This window comes from Clostridium sp. LY3-2 (assembly GCF_024705715.1).
Taxonomy (GTDB): Bacteria; Bacillota; Clostridia; order Clostridiales; family Clostridiaceae; genus Clostridium.
Window position 1 is genome coordinate 1 of the sequence record NZ_JAMDLQ010000007.1, and the last position, 15,038, is coordinate 15,038.

Below are 15,038 nucleotides of genomic sequence, written 5' to 3' on the forward strand. Positions count from 1 at the left end.
TTATCTAGCAGACTTCGTGCAATGTACAAATCTGGCTCATACTCTGGTGCAGATTACATAGCTTACGTTTTTGAAGCTAATGGCTTTAGTGATATGATTGGAAGAATATATGCATTAAATAAAATAGTCGATGCTGATAATAAAATGTTATCAGACTTAAAATCAAGTATGAAATCATTACAAAGTGATATTGATTCACTTAATCAAAAGAAAAATGACGTTGTTAAACTTAATGAAGATAATAAAAACAATTTAGCAAAAGTTAAAGAGAGTAAAGCTAAACTTGAAGAATCAAAATCAAAATACGACGATGAACTAAAAGGGGTCCAAGCACAGATTAAATCTAACGAAGAAGCTTTAATAAATGGTCCTATAAAAACAATTGATAGTTCTTCTGATGTTTCAAGTTTAAGAGACGCTGTTTCTACACTTCAAGGGATAGTTCCTCAACTTACTACAAGCTCAGTTGTAGATAAAGCAAAATCATACATTTCAAAAGGAAATGAAAAAATCGAAAAACTTAATCAGCCAAAGGTAACACCTGAATCTAATAATAGTAATACTACTCCACCTTCAGGTGATCACAAAACATTAACTATGGAAGCTACAGCTTATACAGGTCACACAATCACTGCAACAGGTACTAAACCTGTTAGAGACCCAAATGGTATAAGTACAATAGCTGTTGACCCTAGTGTTATACCTTTAGGTACAAAGGTTTATGTTTCTGGTTATGGCTACGCTATAGCTGCTGACACAGGTGGTGTTATAAAAGGAAACATAATAGATTTATTCATGAATAGCGAAGCTGAATGCAACGCTTTTGGTAGAAGACAAGTTACTGTAAAAATTCTATCTTAAAATAAAAAAACTCTAGCATAAATTATGCTGGAGTTTTTTTGTAATTAAATATATCTTTTAATAAATCAATTAGTTTTAATTCTTTTCTATAACTTTCTTTAAGGAATGAATTAATATCAGGCACGCTAGTTTCTATATTAAGGAGTTCTATGTCTTTACTAAATAATTCTTGCATTCCCTTAAGGTAATTATTAATATCATCTAATTCTATATCTGTTAAGTTGCTATTTTTAATAAGTATATATGAATACAGCATACTGCTTATCCACTCATTATTTATAAGGATAATACTTTTTACATTATCATAATTTTTATCTTTTTTACTTAAAATTTTATTTAGCTTATTATTTAAAAGATAATTAGCCTTAACATAATAAAGTAATAATTCATCACCATATTTACCTCTATCTATAGTGTTAATTATCATCCCCATATCTATCTCAATATATTTTAAAACCGATTTATCTATTTCAAAGCTGTTCTTATTTTTAAATATATACTTATTACCTAAGTATGCAAACAAAGCTCCTAAAACAGTATAAATAAGCCTATATATCATAGCTAAATCTGGATTCATAGAAAGGGACGTAAGTGCCATAGCATAGCAAGTTGTATAAATACATTTAGTAACATAATTATCTATAGTGAACATAAACATTGTCGCTATAATTATAATCATTATGTGTCCACTTTCAGTTCTAAATATATAAAACAGTACAAAAGATAAACTAAGCCCAACTATTGTTCCTAATACTCTTTCTTGAATTCTCTTTTTGCCATCCTCATAAAAAGGCATTGCCATAACGTATATGCTTAAAGGTAGCCAGTACACTTTTGGAAAACTTAATCCCTTATCTAATCCAAACCCAATACTTAATAAAATACTAAGCCTTAATGCAAACCTTACTCTAGAATCATCTAAAGAAAATCTAGTTCTAAATATCTCCCCTTCACCTTCGAAGTTTCTTCTTAAACTAAAAAACTTTTGTGTTTTTTTATTTTCTAAAGAAGATATTTTAATTCCAGCTGAAATGATGTATTTAAAGGTAAACTCTAAACAATCGTTAAATGTACTCTTATCTTTAAATTTACTTAAAAAGGATTTTATGCTATTTGAGTAATCTATAAGATCCTCACCTGATTCTATTCCTTTAGATTCATCAAGTAACTTTTTTAAAGCAATAATTAAATCTTTATTTTTCCTTGCAATATCACGCCTTTTTAAGATTCTTTTATTAAAGTTATTAAATTGACCAAAGGCTATAATTATTTCAAAATAAGCTTTTTCATAGCTTTCATAAACAATCCTATTTAATTCAGTAATAACTTCTGTAAGATTTTCTTCAGCTCCTAAAAACTTTTCTTCATTTCCTAAATAAGCATAATCTAACTCTTCTCTTAAAAGTGAAAATCCTTTATTTATAAGCCTATAAATTTCTTTTCTAAGTCCATTATTGTTAAATATTCTTAAAAATATTCTAATTAATATATAAGAATACGTAATTGCAAAAATCCTTAAATCTATATCGCTTAGCTTTAAAGGTAAAAGCTGCATTATAACAAACCCTAGCATAAATACAAAATATCTTGAAGAATCATAAGCTCTAGTTAAAAAATAAGAAGCTACAAAAGTAACTACAAAATTAATTACTATAGCGCTCACTATATTTTGAGATGCTAAACATGCAAATATACCTAAAGATAAATGAACTAAATAATTTCTAAATCCATTACTTTCAATAAATATATTTTTTCTCATATTTACAAATGTAAGAGTCATATAAGTTGCTATTATTGCGTTACTTATTCCAAACATATATTTATTTGTAAAAAATAAAATTAACGACAAACAAGCAGCTGGCAATCCATATTTAATTTTTTTAATAATATTTTCTATATTCATAATCATTTCCCTTTTCTACTTGCTTATAAGGTGAAGTATAGCACAAAAAATTAATAGTATCTTATATGCACTCCCCCTTTTCATATACTTTTAACAATTCTAAGGTTATATTTATCAAATTTGTTTAATAACTGGTTTTTGCCTTTAAATATTCTATTTATAATTACCTAAAATAAAAAAAACTATATCATTAATATAATGATATAGCTTAAAATTCTAATTTATTAATTTTTCTTTCCTACTTTTGCATAACCTAACGCAAGTAATATTCCACCTACCATATTTCCAAGAGTTACCCAAAGTAAATTATGTACGAATCCTCCAAAAGTTAAAGCTAATCCATTTTTAGCAAATAACCCTATACTTAAAAGAGTCATATTAGCTATACTATGTTCAAATCCCGCTGTAATAAATACGAAAAGGCACCAAAAAACCATTATTAATTTTCCGACTTCGTTTTTCATCTTAAAAGAACACCAAATAGCTAAGCAAACTAATATATTACATAAAATTCCACGAACAAATAATTCTCCGCTAGATGCTGTCATTTTACCTAAAGCACCTTTAGCTATAAATTCTCCTATAGGACCTTTGCTAAGACCTGCTTGAACAAATAAGAATGCTCCTAAAACTGAACCTAAAAGATTTCCAATAAAGGATGCTACAAATACTTTAATAACTCCTAGAGTATCAACATCCCCTCTTACAAGCCCTATTGTCATTACAAAGTTATTTCCAGTAAATAATTCAGCTCCTGCAAAAATAACAAGACTAAGTGCAACTCCAAAAGAAGCTCCCATAACTACCTTAGTTCCAGCACTGCCACCGCTACTTAAAAGCCCTCCTATAGAGAATATAAGCATAATTCCAAGCCCTACAAAAAGCCCTGCAAACATTGAAGATATTAAATATCCTACCTTATTTTTTTCATATAAATCGACTTTACTCTTAGACGCAGCACCAACTGCCATTAAATCATTTTCATACATAATAAATTCACTCCTCATATAATATCTAGTAAATTATATAAAGGGTTACATATAAAATCTGTGATTTTTATCACAATATTGTTATTTTTTTATCATTTATATTTATTTATTCACTAAAATTAAGTTATTCTCTTCTCTTAAAGGAAGTTGTTATTATATTTTTCCTTTTAATATAATTTTTGTATAATTTGTAAGATATCCTCTTCTATTATATAATTAATATAAACTATATAAAATCTTATTGAGGTAAATATATGAATAACTTATTTAAAAAAGTATTTAAATCAAATTATTTACTAAAGACTAGGATTACTGTAATTATATTTGGGATTATAATCTGTTTATCATATTTTTTAAATATAATAGACTACAGCTTAGCTTTTAAATTAATGTTTCCATTAATGATATTAAGTAGCTATTTTTGTTATAGGCTTAATAATCCAAAGTCATACTTACTAAAAAAATAAAAAACATAGGATAAAAATTAAAAGCAATCAAATTTAATTGATTGCTTTTTAATTTATTTTATTCTAAAGAATTTACTTTTTCTTTGCATGTTAACTCCAAAAATCTATCTAAAGTCATGCTTATCACAATAAATGGAAGGAGCAAATAAACTAGCCAAATAGTATCAAGTAAACATACATCAACTAGCATAAATGCAAGCACTAAAAATGATACTAAATTTAAAATACTCTTGATTTTACTTTTGTTTTCTATAAAATATCTCTTGGTTTTTTCTAATTTTTCAATTTTGTAAAGTAATTTAGCTACAAAACTAGGTACTACAAATACAGCTAAAATCACTATTATAATATTCAAATTAATCCCCCCTTTTTATTTAATATTACCATTTTTTTCAAATAAGTAAATAATTATATTAAATTAATTATTTCATCAGCATAATCTAAAATAGATATATCGTGAGTTACCATAATTATAGTTTTTCCTTCTTTATTTAATCCCTTTAATAAATCCATTATTTCGATTGTTATTTTACTATCTAAGGCTCCTGTAGGCTCATCAGCTAATATAATTTCAACATCTGAAACTAAACACCTTGCTATAGCTACTCTTTGTTTTTGCCCTCCTGAAAGTTCTTTAGGTGATTTATTTATATGATCTTTAAGCCCTAAACTTTCTAAAACCTTTATGCTTTTTTCTTTTATAGATTTAGAAGTGATTTTTTCTTTTAAGTATTTATTTTTACATTTTAATCTTATCTTTACATTTTCTAATACTGATAAATCCTCTAAAAGTAAATATTCTTGATGAATATATCCCATATCTAAAGCTCTTATCTTTGCTTTCCCTTTTTCATTTTTGTTAGTTATGTTTTCATTATTTATATAACAAGTTCCTGTATACTCCTCATCTAGCCCATTTATTATATTTAAAATAGTTGTTTTTCCAGAACCTGAAGCTCCTCTTATCATATAAAACTTTCCTTTTTCAAAGGTATAATTAAATTTATCTAAAACTGTAACTGTATTTTTATCTTTTCCATATTTTTTAGTTATTTCTTCTAATCTTATACATTCCACTTTATTCACCTCTAACCACTATATTTTTTCTATTTCTATAAAACCAAATATACATAGCTATACATAGTATAATTTGAAATATTAAAAGTAGAATTATTATAATTAAAGTTACATTAAATCTTATATCTACCCACTCTACTTTAGTAACTAAATATATAGCCTTTTGTAATATTAAAGAAATAACTAAAGATAAACTTACTAGTATCCCCTCTTCTAAAGTAGTATTTGTAATTATGCTTTTATAAGTATATCCTATAGCACGTAATGTCATGAAGTCCCGTTTTCTTTTCTTCATATTTATATAATTTACTATTATCATTGAAATAATAATTAAGCCGCCTATTATACTTACGTAAGAAGCCATAATTATCATATTAAATGTATTTTTACTTGTATAATTTTCATAGATAATATCACTTACAGGTTTTAAATCTATACTTGAAATATTTTTATCAATGGCTATTATTTCTTTTTTCAAGGTTTCTATATCTTCTTTTTGAACTTCTACCATAATACCTTTTAATATATCAAAGGCATTTTTTCTTAGAAATTCTTTAGAAAAATTATCTTTTCTAATTCCTATAAACCTTTTAGTATATTTCGTTTCATCAAATATATCTTTTAATAAAATATTATCTGCACCTAAAACCTTTTTTACTTTAATACTATTTTCATGATTTAATCTATAGCTATTATTTACTTTGTATGTTTCTTTTAAATTATTAGAAATTAAAGCCTCTTCTTCTTTATTTAAATCATTATATGGAATTTTTGTATTATCTGTTATATAAGCTATATCTATAATTTGTCCATTTTTCCGTGCTTCCTCAAATATAGGCATCTCTAAAAATTTATACTTATTATTATTTATATTAAATAATTCTTCTTTAAGCTTTATTAATTTATCTAATTTAGCTTCATCTCTTGTCATCATAGCAATTGATGAAATGCTCTCTTCTATCCCTTTTTCTTTGTCATAGTAGTTTATATTTATTGTGTAAGTATTATTTACATCACAAATATTTTTTATATACCTTGGATACCTAGATAATATATCTATAGAATTAAGCAAAAAACTACCAGATATAATTAGTATAGTAAAGAAAATTATTATTATTTTATCCTTTTTTAATCTATTTTTTATAAAAACTATCCCCATAACCTAAATATCCTTTATTTGCCCTTTATTTATTTTAAGAATCATTGTACAAGATAATATTATAGACGCTAATATGTTTATAACTAACGAATATATTACTCCTCTAAGATTTAAATTAAAACTATTAAAATACTCGTACTTATTTAAGATGATGCTAAGTTTTTCTTCTAATAAAAAAAATAATCCTATTCCTATAATTGTACCTATCAAAACTATAATAAAGTTCTCTATTGAAATTAAAATTCCAATATCACTTTTGCTATAACCAGTTACTAAAAGTGATTTATAATCTTTTTTCTTTAATCTATAATTAAATATCCCTATCTGAAATGACGTAAATAATATAATTATAAAGATTATTCCATTAAATAAAATAATCTGCTCTTTAGTTACAGTTAATTCAGATTTATTTTCCTTCCAATCACTAATTTCAAAATAAATATTTTTATCTACCTTTTTTAATTCTAGCTCTAACTCCTTAGCGATTTCTATAGGCTTTTCATTCTTATCATATAATGAAAAACTTAACTTTCCATTATCAGAGCAAAAATCGAAAAACTCATCTACAGACCCTAATGCTATATAATTATTATAAATATCTAATTCCTTTGATATTTCATTTCCTAAAATTCCGACAACCTTATACTCTTTTGAAAGAACCTCTACTGATTTTCCTAAAACATCACTAGTTCCAAACAAATCAATTGCATTTTTATAACCTAAAACTATCTCTTCTTTAGTCTCATTAGGATTTAAAAATCTTCCCTTTGTAATAAAATAATCATAGTCAAGGCCATCTTTATAGCTAACTAAAACTACAGAGTCACTTCCGTTTATCCTAAGCGTAGATTTACCTTGAAATTTTTTTATTATATTTTGAACTTCCCTTACGTTAGTTACATTATTTAAAGTAATATTTAATCGATTCTTATAATTACCCATAGATAATCTCTCTGTTATTTTAATACTATTTTCCTGTATCGCTGCGATAAAACATAAACTAAATGTACCTACTGTAAACAAAAGAATTATTCCAGTATACATACTAAAATTCTTTTTTATTTTTTCTAAAGTAAACCCTATCATTCTTCTACATTTACCTTTGTTTTAAATACAATACTTCCTATAGGTTGTGTCTCGCTTATAGGGTTTGCCTCCCTAAAAACATATAAATCATATGTTCCTGATTTTTTAGGTAAAGTAAACTTAAATTCATCTTCAAAAATATCATTATTTTCTTTAAATACCTTTGAGTCTTTACCGTCTATTTTTATTAAAGTATCACCTAAGAAAACTTTATAACCATAGTTATCCCCTTCAAATCTTTCCTTTGGAAGTTCTACTTTAAAAGAATAATTTACTTCTTCTAAACTCTTTCCTATGATTTCTTCATTAGCCCCTTCTTTTGAAACCTTTAACTCATCATATTTTACACCACTCGCTATTTCTTTCATCTTAGCGTGATTATTATATCCATATACCCCAAAACAAATATCAGAAGACTTAAATATAAAGCTAACAATCCCGTCATTTAACTCATTAGTTTTTATACTAATCTTATTATCACCATTTTTTATTTTTACAGTATATTTATCAGTTAAACCTTTACCATCAAAATCAAATTTCACTCTTTCATTATTTAATAATGGTGTTATAGTAAAGTCTCGTTCAACTTCACCTTCATATTTGATACCCATATTTAATGATCCATTTTTAAAATCAACCTTTTTTAATTTATATAGGTCTGTCCCATTTTCATTATCTTTTACTATCCCATAGGAAAATCCACCATTCCAAACTTGATCTAATGCACTTATAGCTTGGATTGAGCCCTTATCTCTACACCCAACTAAAATAAAAACTCCAAAACTTAAAATAAATCCCACAATTATTTTTTTCATCTTTCCCCCTCAATTCCCTTATAAAATATAAAAAGGCCAAATAGCCTTTTATGAATTTTTTATTCTATTTAATTATACAATTTATTCCAATTATCTTCAATATATTTACATCTTATAAATTCTAGTATATTCTTAATAAATTTAGAGCAAAAAGAAAAACACTAGGTACTACCTAGTGTTTTACATGTTACGAGACAAGCCATAAGCGGAGTTCTGTATTAAGCAATCATCTATCTAGACATACTGTTGCCAGCATGCTCAAGCGACACACCACGAAACGGGACGGGCTATCCCACAATGTTTCTTCTCGGTCTTGCTCCAGGTGGGGTTTACATAGCCATAATGTCTCCACTATGCTGGTGAGCTCTTACCTACGCCTTTCCATCCTTACCAGTCACAAAAGTGAACTCATCTAAACTAAGTTTAGATTCTGGCGGTATATCTCTGTTGCACTATCCTTCAAGTCGCCTTGACTGGCCGTTAGCCAGCACCCTGCCCTATGGAGCTCCGACTTTCCTCTCCTAGCTCAAAGGCTAGCAGCGATTGCACGTCTTACTCGCAAAACCTATGATAACATAATTAAATATCTTATGCAAATGAATTTTATTCCATTTAGTCAAAAATCATTAAAGCAACTATAAATAACCCTACAATTATAACCCCTAAAATCCCTACCCCCGAGAACATCAAAGTAGCTAAAACTCCTAAATAAATAACACATTTTATAGGAGTAAAATATTCTGATCTTTTAAAATAATTCTTTCTACTAAAATTATTTATAAAATTTTCTATGTTTTTAAAAAATGCTGTTATGTCAAAATTATTATTTCCACCATCTCTATAAAGATTTTTCCTTTTCCTTTTTCTTCCCATAAAAATCACCTTTCAATTCATACTCATTTAAGTATATGAACTAAAAGGTGATATCTTTCCTTTAAATAAAAGTATAAGGGTCAGAACTTTCTTTAGAAACTATAAATTCTATATCTTTAAACTTTTCTATTATATTTTCCATAACGCTTAAAAATACTAACCATTCAGTTTTAAAATGCCCTGGGTCTATTATTGTGATTCCAAGTTCTTTTAAATCTGATGCAAAGTGGTATGTAGTATCCCCTGTAATAATGCAGTCTACACCTTCAGCTATACAGTCATTAAAAAAGCTTTGTCCACTTCCGTTTATTATAGCAATCTTTTTAAGTCTTTCTTTTCCTTTAACTACTCTTAAATTAGAAACATTTAAATTAGACTTAATCTTTTCTATTAAAGAATTCAAATCTAATTCCTCTTCTAAATTAACTATTCTTCCAAGACCTGCTCCCTCGTATCCCTTGTTAGACTCTTCTATTATTGAGTTAAATTCAAAACCAAGCATCTTAACTATAGTATCATTTATTCCACCTTTAACTGAATCTAAGTTTGTGTGACTTGAATAAAGTGATATATCGTTTTTAATAAGTTCTATTATTTTATTTCCAAGGAAATCATCTTTAACTATTCTATTTGGCTTTTTAAAAATAAGAGGATGATGAGTTATTATCATATCACAATTATTTTTTTTAGCCTCTTCAATTACTGAGTTTGTACAATCAAGTGCAAGTAACACCTTAGAAACCTTTTCCTCTTTATCTCCCACCATAAGTCCTACATTATCAAAATCTTCTTTTAATATAGGAGGTGCAAAGTTTTCCATAACGCTTATAATATCTTTAACCTTTTTCATAACCTCTCATCCTTTCTTTATTAACTGCAGTAGTTTAATAAATTATTTAAAACATCTATTTTAGTATTTAATTCTTCTAATCTTAATTTAGCACTTTCGCTATCATCAGTTATTAAACCTTTGATTTTTTCATACTTTTCTATTTTAGATTCTATAAATCCTTTTAAAAGTTCATGTCTTTCTCTTAAAAGTGTTGGACTAACTTCGTAGTATATTGAATCTAATTCAGTAGTTTCTCCATCTTTTGATCTTACTTTAAATAATTCATAATATATTCCATCATCTAAACATAAATCTTCTTTTATTATTTCGTAGTTATTAGTATATAAATACTCTCTTAATACTTCTGGATTTTGTGCTGGTAAAAGAATTAAATAATCAGCCTCTTTAACTACCTCTTTATCTTCTTCTAGTATATCTCTAATAAGATTCCCACCCATTCCAGCTATAACTATCCCGTTACACTCTGAAACCTCTACAGTGCTTAATCCACCACCTAATCTAAACTCTACTTCTTCATCTACTCCCTCGAATACAGAATTAAGTTTTGCCTTATCAAGTGGGTCCTTATTAATATCAGATGCTATCGCCTTTTTACATAACCCATCTTTTATACATTTTATCGGTATATATCCGTGGTCTGTCCCTACATCCACTAAAGTATCACATTCATCAATATTTTGAATTATTAAACTTAATCTTCTGCTTAATTCCATTTTCATTTCTCCTGTCAATTTTATTTTAGAAATCCATTATAACAAATCACTATCTTTTATAGCAAATTAAAAAAGCACGTATTACGCGCTTTTTTAATATATTAATCTAAATAATCTTTTAATTTTTTACTTCTTGAAGGGTGTCTAAGCTTTCTTAAAGCTTTAGCTTCAATTTGTCTAATTCTCTCTCTAGTAACGTTAAACTCTTTACCTACTTCTTCAAGAGTTCTAGCTCTTCCATCATCTAGACCAAATCTAAGTCTTAATACTTTTTCTTCTCTAGGAGTTAAAGTATCTAAAACGTTAATTAATTGTTCTTTAAGCATAGTAAATGCTGCAGCTTCAGCTGGTGCTGGAGCGTCGTCATCTGGAATAAAGTCTCCTAAGTGACTATCTTCCTCTTCACCGATTGGAGTTTCAAGTGAAACTGGCTCTTGAGCTATTTTTTGTATTTCTCTAACTTTTTCAACTGGTAAATCCATAACTTTAGAAATCTCTTCTGGGAATGGATCTCTACCTAGTTCTTGAAGTAATTGTCTTTGAACTCTTATTAATTTGTTTATAGTTTCAACCATATGAACTGGTATTCTTATAGTTCTCGCTTGGTCAGCTATAGCTCTTGTAATCGCCTGTCTTATCCACCATGTAGCATAAGTTGAGAACTTAAACCCTTTTCTGTAATCAAACTTTTCTACAGCTTTAATAAGACCTAAATTACCTTCTTGAATAAGGTCTAAGAATAACATTCCACGACCTACATATCTTTTAGCTATACTTACAACAAGTCTAAGGTTTGCTTCTGCTAATTTTTTCTTAGCGTATTGGCTTCCCTCTTCGATTTTTTCTGCAAGTTCTATCTCTTCTTCTGATGATAATAGTGGCACTTTACCTATTTCTTTAAGGTACATTCTAACTGGGTCATCTATAGCTATACCTTCTGGTACAGTTAAGTCTAATTCCTCTTCTTCTTCTTCCTCAGTATCCTCACCTTTATTAGGTTCACCTACTACCTCGATTCCCATAGATTCTAGAACTTCGTAGATTTTCTCGATTTGTTCTGGGCTTAATTCGATATTATCTATTTCATCCATTATCTCTTTATAAGTTAAAGAATTATTTTTCTTACCTTTATCAATTAAATTTTTAACAATAGACATTTTATTATTTTTTTCTTTATTATCTTCTTTTTTTACCTTTGTTCTTCCAGCCATATCGTTACCTCCTTCCGTAATGACCATTACCCCTTATTCATATTAAGGTCTGCATTAATTTTACTAAGTTCTTTAGCAACCTTAATTGATTCTTCAAACATTCCCTTTTTCTCAAATTCCTTTAGCTTTTGCTTTAACTCTTGGGTCTTTTTCTTTAGTTTAAAACTTCTGATTTGCTTTATGTAATCTAAAATAACTCTTTTAGCATCATTAGCTTTTAAAACTTCCATCTCTTTAATTATTACCCATTCTTTAGATGATTCAACATCATCACAGTTAAGCTCAACGTATGAAGAAATATCCTTAATAGATTTCTCTCTACCCTCTTTTATTAAATTAAATATTTTGCTATGAGCTTTTAAGTTTAGCTCATCACTGTCTATAAGTCCAATGATTGTATTAAAATCATCTTCGTTAAGCATTAGTTTAAGAAGCGACTTCTCAGCCTTCATATAACTAGGCTCCACATATAATTTTGTTCCATTTTGTTCCTTTTCATACATAGTAGCCTCATTTTTTCCTTTTGAACTTCTCGAAAGCAAGTCGTATAAGGCTTGTTCTTTAAGCCCTGTATCTTCTGAAATACTTTTAATATATACACTTTGTTCGACAGGATTTAATCCTAAAAGAATTTCAGTAACCCTATTACCATACTCAACTAAGGCCTGATTGTCTCTAAAATCAATACCTTCTTTTGCTCTTCTAAGTCTGTATCCAATAAGAGTTTCTGAATTATGAGCTAACTTTAAAAATGCGTCTTTCCCATTGCTTCTTACAAACTCATCTGGATCCTTACCTTCTGGTATACTTAATACCCGAACATCAAATCCAGCATCTTTTAATATTTCTAATCCTCTAAGCGTTGCAGTTTGACCTGCTACATCAGCATCATAAGAAATAATTACTTTATCAGCATACCTTTTAAGAAGTCTTGCTTGATTTACTGTAAGTGCTGTTCCTAAAGAAGCCACGACATTTGTGATGCCATGCTGATTTAAACTTATAAGGTCCATATACCCTTCAACTATAATGAAATATCTTTCTTTAAGTTGATTTTTTATTGCAAAATTTAACCCGTATAAGTTAGTTCCTTTGTGGAAAACCATAGTTTCTGGCGAATTTAGGTATTTAGGTTTAGAATCATCTAAGACTCTTCCTCCAAATCCAATAACTTTACCTTTAATATCAAATACAGGAAACATAACTCTATTTCTAAATCTATCGTAAATAGTTCCTTTTTGACTTTTAAGTACAAGCCCTGCTTCTAATAGAATATTATCATTAAAGCCTTTTCCTTTAAGGTAAGTTCTAAGGTTTTGCCAGCCATCTTTTGCAAAGCCTAAACCAAATCTTTTAATAGTGCTCTCTTCTATACCTCTTCTAATAAAATAAGATTTTGAAATCCTATCCCTTTGAAGGTTTGAAAAGAAAAATCTAGCAGCTTCGACGTTTGCTTTGTAAAGTATTTCTTTTTTCTTAGAAACTACACTACTTTCTCCATCGCCTAAGTCTAGAGTTATATTAGCTCTTTCAGCTAGAACTTTACATGCTTCTATAAAATTCAAGTTTTTTTGCTTCATTACAAAAGTTAAGACATTACCAGCTTCGCCACAACCAAAACACTTATATATCTGTTTATCTTGTGATACACTAAATGATGGTGATTTTTCACCATGAAAAGGACATAGCCCCATATAATTTCTTCCTGATCTTTTAAGTCTAACAGTTTCTGAAATTATATCAACGATGTCATTTTCCTCTTTAATTCTTTCAATTGTTTCCTCTTGAATACGCAAGGAGAAATCTCCCTCCTTACCTTTATATTTTTTGCAACTTATATTTTATTCGACACTATTTTTACATTTCCTTTTTTTATTAGGAAAGTTTTTATAAGATTTTTATCGTCTTTTATTACTATTCTTCTTTATATTATAAAATCCTCTTTTTTATGATAATTTTATCTTTCCATAATATCCGCTTTTTATTCCTATTTTTTTATTTTTTTCCAAATAATTGTTCGTATAAGTTATCACAAAATTCATCTGTCATTCCAGATACATAATCAGCTACCGCACGAGGGTTTCCTTCTTCTTTTGCAATAGTTTTAAAAAGTTCTGGCATAAGGTATACTCTATCCATATAGTAATTTAAGATAGCTTCCATTTTAACTTTTACTATTTTTCTTTCTTCTTTTAAGAAATCGCCGCCGTAAATATTTTGAAACATAAATTTTCTAAGTTTAAGCATAGCATCATCTACTTCTTTACTAAGTCCAACTTCGAATTTACCTTCGTCTAATAATTTATTTGAGTTATTTATAAAATCGTGAACTAAGGTATTTATTCTTTCTTCGTTAGTTTCACCTAAAACTTTTACGCATTCTTTAGGTAAATCCTCTTCTTTTAAAAGTCCAGCTCTTATAGAGTCGTCTATATCGTGATTTAAATAAGCTATTTTGTCAGAGTATCTAACTACTACTCCTTCTAAAGTTATTTGACTATTTATTCCGCCAAGTCCGCTATGTTTTAAAATACCATCTAAAACTTCTTGAGTTAAATTTAAACCTTCACCTTTTCCTTCAAGTTTAGTTAAAACTCTAATGCTTTGTTCCGAATGAGAAAAGTGTCCTAAAAATTCTCTAAGAACGTCTTCTCCAGCGTGCGCATAAGCTGAGTGACCTACGTCGTGACCTAGTGCTATAGCTTCTATTAAGTTTTCGTTTAATCCTATTCCAACTCCTATATCTCTAGCTATAGCGCTTACTTCTAAAGTGTGAGTAAGTCTATTTCTGTAGTGCGCTCCCTTTTTAACTGTGTAAACTTGACTTTTATCTTTTAGTCTTCTAAAAGCTTTAGAGTTAATTATTCTATCTCTATCAACCATGAATGCATTTTTATAATCATCTAACTTTTCAAAACTCTCTCTTCCAAGAGTTTCTTTAGATAACTTTCCTTCTTTTCTTAATGTCAAACTCTCAATTCTTTCAATATTCTCTCTTACATTCATTTTTTTCACCTCTAATTACTTATTC

At 28.0% G+C, this 15,038-nt stretch carries 14 protein-coding genes and 1 other RNA gene; 1 reads left to right on the top strand and 14 read right to left on the bottom strand.

Features of this window, described 5'->3' with window-relative positions:
- Window positions 1-861 (top strand): 3D domain-containing protein (locus M4I33_RS01075; protein WP_308366953.1); only part of this gene is annotated, 861 nt, incomplete at its 5' end.
- A 22-nt stretch (window positions 862-883) separates the two neighbouring features.
- Here M4I33_RS01075 and M4I33_RS01080 read toward each other — a convergent pair.
- From M4I33_RS01080 to M4I33_RS01145, 14 genes are all read right to left on the bottom strand, one after another.
- Window positions 884-2,764, bottom strand: a complete 1,881-nt coding sequence (locus M4I33_RS01080) for an FUSC family protein (protein WP_257914923.1) — start codon at window positions 2,762-2,764, stop codon at window positions 884-886.
- A 224-nt stretch (window positions 2,765-2,988) separates the two neighbouring features.
- Window positions 2,989-3,753, bottom strand: a complete 765-nt coding sequence (locus M4I33_RS01085; protein ID WP_257914925.1) for a formate/nitrite transporter family protein — start codon at window positions 3,751-3,753, stop codon at window positions 2,989-2,991.
- A gap of 525 nt (window positions 3,754-4,278) precedes the next feature.
- Complete coding sequence (locus M4I33_RS01090) at window positions 4,279-4,575, bottom strand: hypothetical protein (protein WP_257914927.1); 297 nt, start codon at window positions 4,573-4,575, stop codon at window positions 4,279-4,281.
- 53 nt (window positions 4,576-4,628) lie between these two features.
- Window positions 4,629-5,297 (bottom strand): ABC transporter ATP-binding protein, encoded by a 669-nt coding sequence (locus tag M4I33_RS01095; RefSeq protein ID WP_257914928.1) that lies wholly within the window; start codon window positions 5,295-5,297, stop codon window positions 4,629-4,631.
- 1 nt (window position 5,298) lies between these two features.
- Window positions 5,299-6,456: an FtsX-like permease family protein gene (locus M4I33_RS01100; protein WP_257914930.1), complete on the bottom strand. Its 1,158-nt coding sequence runs from the start codon at window positions 6,454-6,456 to the stop codon at window positions 5,299-5,301.
- Between the two features lie 3 nt (window positions 6,457-6,459).
- The gene (locus tag M4I33_RS01105) at window positions 6,460-7,542 is read right to left on the bottom strand and encodes an FtsX-like permease family protein (RefSeq protein ID WP_257914932.1); all 1,083 of its coding nucleotides are present in this window, start codon (window positions 7,540-7,542) and stop codon (window positions 6,460-6,462) included.
- Window positions 7,539-8,357, bottom strand: coding sequence for a hypothetical protein (locus M4I33_RS01110; protein ID WP_257914934.1), 819 nt, complete (start codon window positions 8,355-8,357; stop codon window positions 7,539-7,541). The genes M4I33_RS01105 and M4I33_RS01110 overlap by 4 nt, the downstream gene beginning before the upstream one ends.
- Window positions 8,358-8,543: 186 nt before the next feature.
- Window positions 8,544-8,916, bottom strand: an RNA gene (gene rnpB, locus M4I33_RS01115) — RNase P RNA component class A.
- A 53-nt stretch (window positions 8,917-8,969) separates the two neighbouring features.
- Window positions 8,970-9,230, bottom strand: a complete 261-nt coding sequence (locus M4I33_RS01120; protein ID WP_257914935.1) for a hypothetical protein — start codon at window positions 9,228-9,230, stop codon at window positions 8,970-8,972.
- A gap of 61 nt (window positions 9,231-9,291) precedes the next feature.
- On the bottom strand, window positions 9,292-10,080 hold the full coding sequence (locus M4I33_RS01125) for a Nif3-like dinuclear metal center hexameric protein (protein ID WP_257914941.1): 789 nt from the start codon (window positions 10,078-10,080) through the stop codon (window positions 9,292-9,294).
- A 20-nt stretch (window positions 10,081-10,100) separates the two neighbouring features.
- Window positions 10,101-10,796, bottom strand: coding sequence for a class I SAM-dependent methyltransferase (locus M4I33_RS01130; RefSeq protein WP_194190845.1), 696 nt, complete (start codon window positions 10,794-10,796; stop codon window positions 10,101-10,103).
- A 101-nt stretch (window positions 10,797-10,897) separates the two neighbouring features.
- Window positions 10,898-12,007, bottom strand: coding sequence for an RNA polymerase sigma factor RpoD (gene rpoD, locus M4I33_RS01135; protein WP_194190846.1), 1,110 nt, complete (start codon window positions 12,005-12,007; stop codon window positions 10,898-10,900).
- A 26-nt stretch (window positions 12,008-12,033) separates the two neighbouring features.
- Window positions 12,034-13,803: a DNA primase gene (gene dnaG / locus M4I33_RS01140; RefSeq protein ID WP_257914944.1), complete on the bottom strand. Its 1,770-nt coding sequence runs from the start codon at window positions 13,801-13,803 to the stop codon at window positions 12,034-12,036.
- A 199-nt stretch (window positions 13,804-14,002) separates the two neighbouring features.
- Entirely contained in the window at window positions 14,003-15,013 is a 1,011-nt protein-coding gene (locus M4I33_RS01145; protein WP_257914946.1) for an HD domain-containing protein, read from the bottom strand.
- Window positions 15,014-15,038: the final 25 nt, after the last annotated feature.

Excerpts from the sequence above, each read along its gene's own strand:
- rpoD (WP_194190846.1), bottom strand. The coding sequence starts at position 12,007 with ATGGCTGGAAGAACAAAGGTAAAAAAAGAAGATAATAAAGAAAAAAAT.
- M4I33_RS01100 (WP_257914930.1), bottom strand. The coding sequence starts at position 6,456 with ATGGGGATAGTTTTTATAAAAAATAGATTAAAAAAGGATAAAATAATA.
- M4I33_RS01080 (WP_257914923.1), bottom strand. The coding sequence starts at position 2,764 with ATGAATATAGAAAATATTATTAAAAAAATTAAATATGGATTGCCAGCT.
- M4I33_RS01130 (WP_194190845.1), bottom strand. The coding sequence starts at position 10,796 with ATGGAATTAAGCAGAAGATTAAGTTTAATAATTCAAAATATTGATGAA.
- M4I33_RS01145 (WP_257914946.1), bottom strand. The coding sequence starts at position 15,013 with ATGAATGTAAGAGAGAATATTGAAAGAATTGAGAGTTTGACATTAAGA.
- M4I33_RS01085 (WP_257914925.1), bottom strand. The coding sequence starts at position 3,753 with ATGTATGAAAATGATTTAATGGCAGTTGGTGCTGCGTCTAAGAGTAAA.
- M4I33_RS01105 (WP_257914932.1), bottom strand. The coding sequence starts at position 7,542 with ATGATAGGGTTTACTTTAGAAAAAATAAAAAAGAATTTTAGTATGTAT.
- M4I33_RS01120 (WP_257914935.1), bottom strand. The coding sequence starts at position 9,230 with ATGGGAAGAAAAAGGAAAAGGAAAAATCTTTATAGAGATGGTGGAAAT.
- M4I33_RS01110 (WP_257914934.1), bottom strand. The coding sequence starts at position 8,357 with ATGAAAAAAATAATTGTGGGATTTATTTTAAGTTTTGGAGTTTTTATT.
- M4I33_RS01125 (WP_257914941.1), bottom strand. The coding sequence starts at position 10,080 with ATGAAAAAGGTTAAAGATATTATAAGCGTTATGGAAAACTTTGCACCT.